The sequence below is a fragment of the Pseudoflavonifractor sp. BSD2780061688st1 E11 genome (assembly GCF_005844125.1).
Taxonomy (GTDB): Bacteria; Bacillota; Clostridia; order Lachnospirales; family Lachnospiraceae; genus Sellimonas; species Sellimonas catena.
This window is the reverse complement of sequence record NZ_SPHM01000005.1, coordinates 116,764-125,961: the sequence shown is the minus strand read 5'-3', so window position 1 is coordinate 125,961 and position 9,198 is coordinate 116,764. Positions and strand designations below refer to the sequence as shown.

General features: G+C 39.7%; 14 protein-coding genes. 13 read left to right on the top strand and 1 reads right to left on the bottom strand.

Annotated features, from left to right (window positions below):
- Nucleotides 1-97: 97 nt before the first annotated feature.
- From FGQ85_RS03960 to FGQ85_RS03950, 3 genes are all read left to right on the top strand, one after another.
- Entirely contained in the window at nucleotides 98-766 is a 669-nt protein-coding gene (locus tag FGQ85_RS03960; RefSeq protein WP_243128481.1) for an ABC transporter permease subunit, read from the top strand.
- Nucleotides 767-885: 119 nt separating this feature from the next.
- Nucleotides 886-1,560, top strand: a complete 675-nt coding sequence (locus tag FGQ85_RS03955; protein WP_138372729.1) for a helix-turn-helix transcriptional regulator — start codon at nucleotides 886-888, stop codon at nucleotides 1,558-1,560.
- A 120-nt stretch (nucleotides 1,561-1,680) separates the two neighbouring features.
- Entirely contained in the window at nucleotides 1,681-2,292 is a 612-nt protein-coding gene (locus FGQ85_RS03950; RefSeq protein WP_138372728.1) for a GNAT family N-acetyltransferase, read from the top strand.
- A gap of 78 nt (nucleotides 2,293-2,370) precedes the next feature.
- On the opposite strand, the gene FGQ85_RS03945 is transcribed toward FGQ85_RS03950, so the two are convergent.
- Entirely contained in the window at nucleotides 2,371-2,979 is a 609-nt protein-coding gene (locus FGQ85_RS03945) for a hypothetical protein (protein WP_138372727.1), read from the bottom strand.
- A 352-nt stretch (nucleotides 2,980-3,331) separates the two neighbouring features.
- On the opposite strand from FGQ85_RS03945, the gene FGQ85_RS03940 reads away from it, so the two are divergent.
- The 10 genes from FGQ85_RS03940 to FGQ85_RS03895 all read left to right on the top strand — a co-directional run bounded on the left by FGQ85_RS03940 (nucleotide 3,332) and on the right by FGQ85_RS03895 (nucleotide 9,126).
- Entirely contained in the window at nucleotides 3,332-3,769 is a 438-nt protein-coding gene (locus FGQ85_RS03940; protein ID WP_243128480.1) for a hypothetical protein, read from the top strand.
- A gap of 145 nt (nucleotides 3,770-3,914) precedes the next feature.
- Entirely contained in the window at nucleotides 3,915-4,904 is a 990-nt protein-coding gene (locus FGQ85_RS03935; protein ID WP_118635999.1) for a helix-turn-helix transcriptional regulator, read from the top strand.
- Between the two features lie 130 nt (nucleotides 4,905-5,034).
- Nucleotides 5,035-5,274, top strand: coding sequence for an SMI1/KNR4 family protein (locus FGQ85_RS03930; protein WP_171027877.1), 240 nt, complete (start codon nucleotides 5,035-5,037; stop codon nucleotides 5,272-5,274).
- A 240-nt stretch (nucleotides 5,275-5,514) separates the two neighbouring features.
- Nucleotides 5,515-6,012, top strand: a complete 498-nt coding sequence (locus FGQ85_RS03925; RefSeq protein ID WP_138372725.1) for a VanZ family protein — start codon at nucleotides 5,515-5,517, stop codon at nucleotides 6,010-6,012.
- Nucleotides 6,013-6,084: 72 nt separating this feature from the next.
- Entirely contained in the window at nucleotides 6,085-6,774 is a 690-nt protein-coding gene (locus FGQ85_RS03920) for a M24 family metallopeptidase (RefSeq protein ID WP_138372724.1), read from the top strand.
- Between the two features lie 40 nt (nucleotides 6,775-6,814).
- Nucleotides 6,815-7,153, top strand: coding sequence for a DUF3784 domain-containing protein (locus FGQ85_RS03915; protein ID WP_138372723.1), 339 nt, complete (start codon nucleotides 6,815-6,817; stop codon nucleotides 7,151-7,153).
- Between the two features lie 143 nt (nucleotides 7,154-7,296).
- Nucleotides 7,297-7,623: a DUF3784 domain-containing protein gene (locus tag FGQ85_RS03910; RefSeq protein ID WP_138372722.1), complete on the top strand. Its 327-nt coding sequence runs from the start codon at nucleotides 7,297-7,299 to the stop codon at nucleotides 7,621-7,623.
- 406 nt (nucleotides 7,624-8,029) lie between these two features.
- On the top strand, nucleotides 8,030-8,494 hold the full coding sequence (locus FGQ85_RS03905; RefSeq protein ID WP_138372721.1) for a helix-turn-helix transcriptional regulator: 465 nt from the start codon (nucleotides 8,030-8,032) through the stop codon (nucleotides 8,492-8,494).
- A gap of 81 nt (nucleotides 8,495-8,575) precedes the next feature.
- The gene (locus FGQ85_RS03900) at nucleotides 8,576-8,863 is read left to right on the top strand and encodes a nucleoside hydrolase (RefSeq protein ID WP_138372720.1); all 288 of its coding nucleotides are present in this window, start codon (nucleotides 8,576-8,578) and stop codon (nucleotides 8,861-8,863) included.
- Nucleotides 8,830-9,126, top strand: a complete 297-nt coding sequence (locus FGQ85_RS03895; protein ID WP_138372719.1) for a hypothetical protein — start codon at nucleotides 8,830-8,832, stop codon at nucleotides 9,124-9,126. The genes FGQ85_RS03900 and FGQ85_RS03895 overlap by 34 nt, the downstream gene beginning before the upstream one ends.
- Nucleotides 9,127-9,198 lie beyond the last annotated feature (72 nt).

Below are 9,198 nucleotides of genomic sequence, written 5' to 3'. Positions count from 1 at the left end.
GAACAGTGATTTCCTCTTTTCGGACAGGTGATTTCCAAAACACCGGACAGGCGCTTTCAGCGCACCGGTATATCCATTTCCAGAGATGAAGGGGGAAATGGATCAGATCAGTGACGTTTTTTCGACCATGGGGAATTTCAGTGCTGCCTTTGGCATGGATCAGGTAAGCTTTGGTACCTTGACCGGTTTCTACGCTATTGAATGTGGAAATATCCTTGGACTTGGAGGAGCTTTGTATGCCGCCATGTGCGGGATCTCAATGCTGTCTAAAGAAGAAAAAGGGCATACGGCAGAATTCCTTCTGACCCACCCGGTCAGCCGGAGACGAATCATGAGCGGAAAACTTGCGGCGTTATTTTTTCAGATTATGGTCCTCAATGCCTTTGTACTGCTCATCTCAATAATCTCCATTTATGCGGTGGGGGAAGATATTCCCTGGAAAGAGATTCTCCTGCTTCATCTGGCCTATGCTCTATTGCAGATAGAGATTGCTTCCATATGTTTCGGTATTTCAGCCTTTCTGCGGAAAGGAAGTCTGGGAGTCGGTCTTGGACTTGCGATTATACTTTATTTTCTTAATATTATTGCAAATATATCTGAATCCGCTGAATTTCTGAAGTATATTTCTCCGTACGGTTACGCAGAAGGTACAGAAATTGTAACAAATATAAGCCTGGACGGAGTAATGGTAGTGCTTGGAATGCTCTATGGAGCATGCGGGATTGCTGCAGCCTATATAAAATACAATAGGAAAGATATTCTATAGAAAACGGATTTGAGACATCCAGACAAGCGTGTCGGGTTGAAAATACGGCATTTTCTCACTTTGTGTCGTGTAAATAATCGGACTTTTGACATACTCTGTTACTCAAGGAGGTATGGTGAATGGATCAGAAAAAAACAGGTCAGTTTTTGAAAACATTGCGTAAAGAAAAGAACATAACGCAAGAAGTGCTGGCAGAACCTTTAAATGTATCCAGCAGAACAGTATCCAGATGGGAAACAGGAAGCAATATGCCGGATATCAGTTTACTTGTTGAATTAGCAGAGTTCTATCAAGTTAGTATATCTGAAATCATTGACGGAGAAAGGAAAAGTGAGAAAGTGAAGCAGGAAACAAAAGATACTGCAATAAAAATGGCAGAATACAGTAAAAATGAGCTTAATACAGAGAAAATAAAAATAATAAGCGTTTTTCTCATGACATTTGGGGTATTTATTATGATATCTTCTTTTGCAGTCTTTCCAAATGAAAGTAGTTGGGGAAGCATTTATGCGATAATTGGCGGAATGATACTAACTGCAGGAATTTATTTTAGAATAAAACCCGTGTTGCTGAAAAGAAGCTCACGAATATTATGCATTGCCGGATGCGCTGTTGTGTTATTTGGAATATTTACAGTTTCAGATTATATTGCAGTTTCACAATTTCATCAGGTTCCCCGGTTCAGCTATGAGAAATCCTATGGAGAAAATATAGTCGAACACAAAACATTATTTTATACAGTTATTCAAAAAAATCCGGGAACCGAAAATGAAAACGTAGAAATTGAAAAATGATTTCATACCGATTTCAGTTAGGCTGGTAAAAGTTATGTTATAGAAGAAAATGACAGGATACCTAGTGAATATATAATAAGGAAAACGGCTTAAAAATTGAGACATAAGCGGGGGAAAGTTTTGAGAATAGAAATCAGAGACTTGCGAAAAAAGGACTATAAAAAAGCGATACAATTTGCAATTACAGGGATGCATTTTGACTGGTATTTAAATAATAAATTTTTGCTCAATGCGTATGGACGGTATTTTTGGTATCTTGAACTGAACCGCGCGACACAGATTTTTGCGGCCTATGTAAATGGCAAATTTGCAGGTGTTTTGCTGGCAGAAATTAAAGGTGAGAAAAGGAAACAGCAAAGTGTACCGGGAAAAATTTATGTTGGACTGGTTGGCATGATCCAGAGAAAACTTTTTAAGGGTGGGGCAGGTCTTTATGAAAAGACTACAAAAGAACAATTAGCACACTATTTGAAGTCCTATACGCCGGATGGGGAAATTCTTTTCCTTGCTGCCGATCAGGACTGTAAAATCAAGGGAATAGGTACAGCACTTCTCCATGCTTTGGAAGCAAAAGAAAAAGGGAAAACGTTTTATCTATACACAGATGATGTCTGTACCTATCAGTTTTATGAACATAGAGGATTTGAGAGGGCAGAAGAAAAGAAAATCGTATTAGAAATGCCAAAAGGGAAAGTTCCGTTAAGATGCTTCCTTTACAGCAAGAAGTTGTAATACATGCTGGCTTATACAGGAAGAGTCATTGACAGGGAAAATACTGCATGTCAACGTGTTTTGCTATACGATTACTGATTAAAATGACGCAATTGCACATAATATTCCTGTGAAGATTAAAAATACTCCTGCTAGGCGGTACAACATGAGTGCCAGATCCGAAGGTTCTGCGTTTTTATACCACCAACCACGAAAGAGATACCATACGCTTCTTGCTCCAAAAAAGTTCCACGCTCCAACGCCAATTAGTGCTAATGCAAGAAGTATGGATGGTGAACCGTTATTACTGGTTCCTCGTGCATTGTCCATTACCCCCTCGATACTATAATTGAGGGAGAACAGGTCAATATAGCCTTTGTTTTTTCTTTCAATCGAATTATACTCTGCCGGCGTGGCAAATCCTCCGTTAATTTCTGTTTGGGAAAATACATATCCATCGGGGTAGTTAACTGTAAAAACAATGCTATTTCCGGAAACTCCATACTCAAATGTATACGTTCCGTTTTCCGAAGTAATTGTTCCGGCAGATAAGTTGTTTTGATCCAATGTGATAGTCAGAGATTGTCCATCAATTTCCACTACCTCTGAATAAGGAGCTGATTTCGCAGTATTGCAATTACATGCACCTAAAACAAGCGCTAAAAGCATCACGACTATCAGAACGCATTTGCGTTTTATGTTTGCCATATTGATGTCCCTCCTCCACGTTCTAAACGGCTGCCCTTGAATTTTGCAACCTCAGTTAAATCCCATTTCAGTTCTTACGCAACGGTGTCGTTAAAGTCCGCCAGTTTGAATGGTTAATTCCACTATCCAGCCCCTTTTTTATTATGGTTTCATTTTATCACAATTCCGGTAGCGTGGAAATAGGGGGATTATCAGGTGATTTCCGGCCTTGTGGATATGCGGGACGGACGGTCATTTCGGTGTAGACTTAGGTTAGTCCATCATTGATAACACGCCCACGTTTATGATACAATTTCTATAGAGTAAAAGTATTGTAAACGTGGGGTTTTTCTTTAGAAAGGAGGAAAAACCGATGTCAAACTATCTGAATTATCAGGAAGAGATCACGAACATCGTAAAAAGCAGAAAGAAACTGTCAATGATAATTTTAGCTGGCGTATATCTTGGGATCTGGGCGGTTTCGCTGATTTCATTCTGGTTGTTCGGCAGCGGATCGGATGCGCTGGGGTACAGTATTATGTATCTGTGGATACTGCTCCCGGTAACTACATTTATTCTTTCGCTGATCATCGGAAAGAACGATTATTGGGGACAGAAAAAATGGCTTATTGCCCTCGGATTTGGACTGATGTATATGCTTGCGGAATATGGGACATTCAGTGCGGCCAATATGATTACGTTTCAAAAAATCAATCTGCCGGAATTTATTATGATACCAATAGGTACAATGGTTTCTCTGATTGGAATGGGAATCGGCACGAGGATTCGTCGTTGTGCATGGTCAAATTAAAAAGAAGAGATGAAAGAAACGCAATAAGCGGGGTTACAGAAGATGCAACTGCCAGTTGACACATTGAAAAGCACCGATTGGTAGCATGCAACTGCAAAAAAATCTAAAATCAGGCTATAAAAAATAATGCATGGGAGGATAAGATATGATTTTTGCAGACAAATTGGTCCGGCTTCGTAAAAAGGCGGGATGGTCACAGGAAGAACTGGCAGAACAGATGAATGTATCGAGACAATCCGTTTCAAAATGGGAAGGTGCCCAGTCGGTCCCTGATCTGGAGAAAATGATACGTTTGTCAAAACTTTTTGGAGTCACTACAGATTACTTATTAAAAGACGAGATCGAAGAGGCGGGGGCGATTCTTACTGATATGGAAGAAACATCAGTAAGAAATGTGTCCATGGAAGAGGCCAATGCGTTTCTTTCGGTAAAAGCAGAAACTTCAAAGACGATTGCCGGGGCTACATTTTTATGTATTCTTTCACCGGTGTGCCTCCTTCTGTTAGGAGCTGCCAGTGAAAACGCCAGCCTGAATGTATCGGAGAATACAGCAGGCGGTATCGGAATGATTGTCATGTTGGTTATGGTTGCAATTGCTGTGGCAATATTCATACACAGCGGCAGCAAAACGGCACCGTACGAATATCTGGAAAAGGAAGTATTTGAGACAGAGTACGGCGTGACCGGGATGGTAAAAGAACGTAGAGACCACTTTAAAAGTGATTATGTGAGAAGCAATATGATCGGTGCATGTCTTTGCGTAACGGCTTTGATCCCGTTGTTTGGCGGTGCGGTTATTAATGAAGAGAATGACCTGCTTATGGCTTTGATGCTTTGCATTTCATTTGTAATCGCTGGAATCGGTGTTGTTTTTTTCATCAAAGTCGGAATTATCTGGGAAAGTTATAAAAAACTGCTTCAGGAAGGAGATTATACAAGAACGAAGAAAGAGCATCGTTCTTTCCAGTCGGTAATTACAACCGTATACTGGCTGGTTGCAACAGCAATTTATCTGTCATTTAGTCTTCCGACAGAAAGCTGGAAAGAAGGATGGATTGTCTGGGTGATAGCTGCCGTATTATTCCCGGCGGTGATTGCCATTGCGAATGCGATAGAGAATAATAGGAGAAAATAGATGCAAAGGGAGAGCAGACAAATCAGGATCTGCTCTCTTTTTTCACGTAAGGGATATGACAGGAAGAATGGCGGGTGATATAATAAAGAAAAAATGACTGTCAGATGAGATGAGGGGGAGGAAGAGAAGGATGAGTTGGGAAAACTATGAAAATGCAATGGAACTGGCTAAAAAATGCAGATTTTATACGACCGCATCTGGAAAAACGACAGCAGAAATTCAAAATGCTGAAAAACTGCTGGGTGTAAAATTTTCTAATCAGTTTTGGGATTTTAATGCGAAATATGGTTACTTGTCTTTCTATGGAAATGAGATTTTCGGCGCAGATCCTGATCATCTTGATGAGATGGAGGGGAACCGTGTATTGTGATGATGGAATATAATGGAGTGGAATATATCCACATTGAAACGTTGGCAGAGGATTTCGGTGATTTTGTTCTGAAATTAGTAAAGGAAGAACTGGATCGTTAGAGCCGCCTTGCAGGTGAACAGGGGATTGCACAGTTAAAAACATGATGGAGAGCGGATCTTTATAAATTATTTGGAAATCATTAAAGGGAAACCAAATACTTTTTGCTATTTTTAATATAAAAAGAAAGGTGGAATCAGAATGAAATCCAAAAAATTTACTATGGGACTGCTGATATTTTATTTAATTGTTTTGACATGGATCATCATTTTTAAGTTACAGTTTTCCTTTGAAAATTTGCCGCACATAAGAAATATAAACTTAATTCCATTTGGCGAATCTGTCATTATAAACGGGAAAATGGACTTCGGCGAAATTATTCAAAATGCGTTGGCATTTATACCTTTTGGCGTATTGATGCATGTGCTTTGGGAAGAAAAGTCCATGATAAAGCAGATGGCCCCTGTTGTTGCTGTAAGCCTCTTATATGAAATCATTCAATTCCTTTTTGCTGTCGGAGCAACGGATATTACGGATGTGATCGCAAATTCTCTGGGAGGAATGATCGGAATCATTATTGCTGTTATTATTTCGAGACTATCAGAAAAACACTGGACAAAAATAATTAATACAGTCAGCTTTAGTTGCGCAATCGTCTTAACTGTGTTTATAGCAATGCTGATTTTGACCAATATGTAATGTGGTTTAAATAAGTTTTTCTATAATCACTACTTATGAATAGAGTCAATCATATATTACGGGAGGTATAATATGACTAATCAAGAAATGCAGTTCATTGCAAAACAGACTATGGACTATATCAAAAATGTCATAATGCCTGGAATGAAACTGACGCAAGTAAGGGAAATGTGTGAAGAGAAAATGCTGGAACTGGGTGCAGATTCTTTTTGGTATTGGGATATTGGAGCATTCATTTTTTCGGGCGATGAAACAACAAAATCTGTTTCAGGAAAAGAATATGAGACTGCTGACAAATATATAGAAGAGACTGACATAGTGACCATTGATCTGAGCCCTCAGCGCAATCATATTTGGGGAGACTATGCCAGAACAATCATCATTGAAGAAGGCAAAGTCATTGAATCATTGGATGCTGTTCAAAATGAGGAATGGAGAGAAGGCCTGGCCCTGGAGCAGATGCTTCATCAGGAGCTCATAGACTTCGTAAACGATGCCACAACATTTGAAGAACTATATTACCATATGAACAGGAACATTACAGAAGCGCACTTTATCAACCTTGATTTCCTGGGAAATTTAGGTCACTCGATTGAGAAAAAAAGTGAAGATCGGATATACATAGAAAAAGGTAATCAGACGAAACTGATTGATAAAGAATACTTCACTTTTGAGCCGCATATCGCAAGACCGGATTCCATGTTCGGTTATAAGTGGGAAAATATTTACTACTTTGAAGATGGGACATTGAAGGTATTGTAGTATTAATAAACTTGTTTCAATTTTCTGGGGAGAAGAATTTATGAAATTATCAGATGTTTCTTCGGGACCTGACTGGCTGATCTGGATTTTGATTGTGGCGCTTTTCGCAATATCGGTTACACTGCTTTCCGGGCATGGAAACTGGATGATTGCAGGATATAATACAGCGACAAAAGAGGAAAAAGCAAAATATCATGAGAAGAGACTATGCAGAACAATGGGAGGCGGGATGGCAGTGATCACGGTTCTCCTGTTTGTGATGGGCATGTATGAAGAGAAGTTGCCTGTAGAATTTGCATATGTTGCAATCGGAATCATTTGCGTCGACGTTTTTGTTATTATGGTTCTTTCAAGTACCATTTGTAAAAAGAGATCATAAGAACAAATGCATAATATGTTGCTCTTCTATCTGGAAAGCGGATGAATAAAGTGACAAAATAATAATCTGGTTTTATAATATATAAAAATAGTTCTGTAAATTTAAAAATGTCAAACTAAATATTGGGGATTGGAGTAATGGTTATGGATAATCTTATGTATTTAATTGTAATGTGGGTAGCAGCAATACTATTTATTATCATTGGTATCTATGCAATGAACAGAAAAAAACCGATGTGGCTTTGGTCCGGTTCCCCAATTTCTGAATCGAACATCAATGACGTGAAAGCGTATAATCGAGCAATAGGGAAGATGTGGTGTGTATTTTCTATACCTATGTTTGTAGGTGGAATTGTGGAATTTATTTTACCAATTTCTTCGATTTTAATTTTAGTGCTGACTTGTACTGTGGGGATCGGTTTCGTTGTTTGGTATTATCATAAAATAGAAGAAAAATATTTTGTGCAATAGTAAATGGAAAGTTGGATCAGAGCAGGTATGACAGATGAAACTTGGAATTTTTATAAGTAGCAGAAAATGTTCATGGACCATTGTTGGAATTGGAATTATATTAAGCATACTGGCTTTTCAGCATTTCACTGGAGCATTCCTGATCTAAAACCATAAACGCCGCTGTATGGGAACACCATAGTGGCGGTTTTTCTTTTTGGTTCCTCTCCTGTTCAGATGTAAGGAAATCAATGACAGAATATTTACCGGATGGTATAATAATTAATAGAACGCTGGGATTGGGAGTAGGATCGGGTGTCTGATCAGAATCCGCAATTCCACGTAAATTCTCCAAACAAGAGGTCGTGTTTTGAGCGGAAAAAGGATATTCTTCCATTAAGATTGATAGAAAATGGAGGTAGATCGGATGAATCAACTTACTACAGGAAAATTTCTGGCGCGAAAAAGGAAAGAGAAAACTCTGACGCAGGAACAGCTGGTTGAGAAGATCGGTGTATCGAATAAAACGATTTCAAAATGGGAGAACGGAAAATGTATGCCGGATTATTCTGTTGTGAAAAGCTTATGCGAGGAACTGGGAATCACCGTGGCGGAGTTGATGGACGGAGAAGAAGCAGAAGAGAAAAGTGTTCGTTCCTATGATGAGGATCAGATTATGGATCTGCTGAGGCGGACACAGGAGTTGGAGAAACAGCAAAAGCTGTTATATGGGATTCTGCTGATTGTAATGGGAATTGCCCTGCAGGCCTGTTCCTATACGTTGGGAGGAAACGATATAAAAGACTTTCTCTCAGGTATTCTCCTGGGATTGGCCGTAGGAGAGATGCTGGTTGGGGTTTACATGCTTGGCAGAAACATTGCCGGTCATTAAAAATAATATTTAAGGAGGGGGCTCATGGGAATTTCAATACACTCTTGTATCAATGATTAAAATACAGGAGAAGATTAAAAAATGGAAAAAATTTTACTGGATACAGATATTGGTGGAGATATCGATGATGCGATATGCCTTGCCTACTTATTGAAAGAGCCGCAGTGTGATCTGATTGGGATCACAACGGTCTGTGGTGAGCCGGAAAAACGGGCGGCGGTTGCTGACGCAGTCTGCAGGACTGTGGGGAAAGAGATCCCGATCGTGACAGGGCTTGACAGTACGATGCAGCCGGCTCCGGTCTATCCGACACCGGACGGTGCGGAAGCGTTGAAATGCTTTGTTCTGCTCTGGAAAATGTATGGATAATTCCTGTTACAGATGCAGATCTTCCTGAAGGTGAGGATTCGGTTTCGTGGTTTCAGGAGTTCCTTGGAAAAACATGGGAAAAATTAAATCGTCCATGTTCGCAAAAAGTGATGGATCAGACTTTTGCGTATCTGGGGTCAAAAGAGAAAGCCTTGAACCCGGAGGAATATGTACTGCTTCAAATCGGGCAGGAGAAAACCGGACAGCAGATGCTCCGCACTGCAGAGCAGTGGGCCGGACAGAACATAAAAAAAGAAGAATAGAAACATTATAAGGGAGCGGGCAGTCTGGTCTGCTCTCTTGCTTTCTGTTGTAAAAAGAGGATGTTTATCTGC

Excerpts from the sequence above, each read along its gene's own strand:
- FGQ85_RS03960 (WP_243128481.1), top strand. The coding sequence starts at position 98 with ATGGATCAGATCAGTGACGTTTTTTCGACCATGGGGAATTTCAGTGCT.
- FGQ85_RS03955 (WP_138372729.1), top strand. The coding sequence starts at position 886 with ATGGATCAGAAAAAAACAGGTCAGTTTTTGAAAACATTGCGTAAAGAA.
- FGQ85_RS03945 (WP_138372727.1), bottom strand. The coding sequence starts at position 2,979 with ATGGCAAACATAAAACGCAAATGCGTTCTGATAGTCGTGATGCTTTTA.
- FGQ85_RS03940 (WP_243128480.1), top strand. The coding sequence starts at position 3,332 with ATGTCAAACTATCTGAATTATCAGGAAGAGATCACGAACATCGTAAAA.
- FGQ85_RS03935 (WP_118635999.1), top strand. The coding sequence starts at position 3,915 with ATGATTTTTGCAGACAAATTGGTCCGGCTTCGTAAAAAGGCGGGATGG.
- FGQ85_RS03930 (WP_171027877.1), top strand. The coding sequence starts at position 5,035 with ATGAGTTGGGAAAACTATGAAAATGCAATGGAACTGGCTAAAAAATGC.
- FGQ85_RS03925 (WP_138372725.1), top strand. The coding sequence starts at position 5,515 with ATGAAATCCAAAAAATTTACTATGGGACTGCTGATATTTTATTTAATT.
- FGQ85_RS03920 (WP_138372724.1), top strand. The coding sequence starts at position 6,085 with ATGACTAATCAAGAAATGCAGTTCATTGCAAAACAGACTATGGACTAT.
- FGQ85_RS03915 (WP_138372723.1), top strand. The coding sequence starts at position 6,815 with ATGAAATTATCAGATGTTTCTTCGGGACCTGACTGGCTGATCTGGATT.
- FGQ85_RS03910 (WP_138372722.1), top strand. The coding sequence starts at position 7,297 with ATGGATAATCTTATGTATTTAATTGTAATGTGGGTAGCAGCAATACTA.
- FGQ85_RS03905 (WP_138372721.1), top strand. The coding sequence starts at position 8,030 with ATGAATCAACTTACTACAGGAAAATTTCTGGCGCGAAAAAGGAAAGAG.
- FGQ85_RS03900 (WP_138372720.1), top strand. The coding sequence starts at position 8,576 with ATGGAAAAAATTTTACTGGATACAGATATTGGTGGAGATATCGATGAT.
- FGQ85_RS03895 (WP_138372719.1), top strand. The coding sequence starts at position 8,830 with ATGCTTTGTTCTGCTCTGGAAAATGTATGGATAATTCCTGTTACAGAT.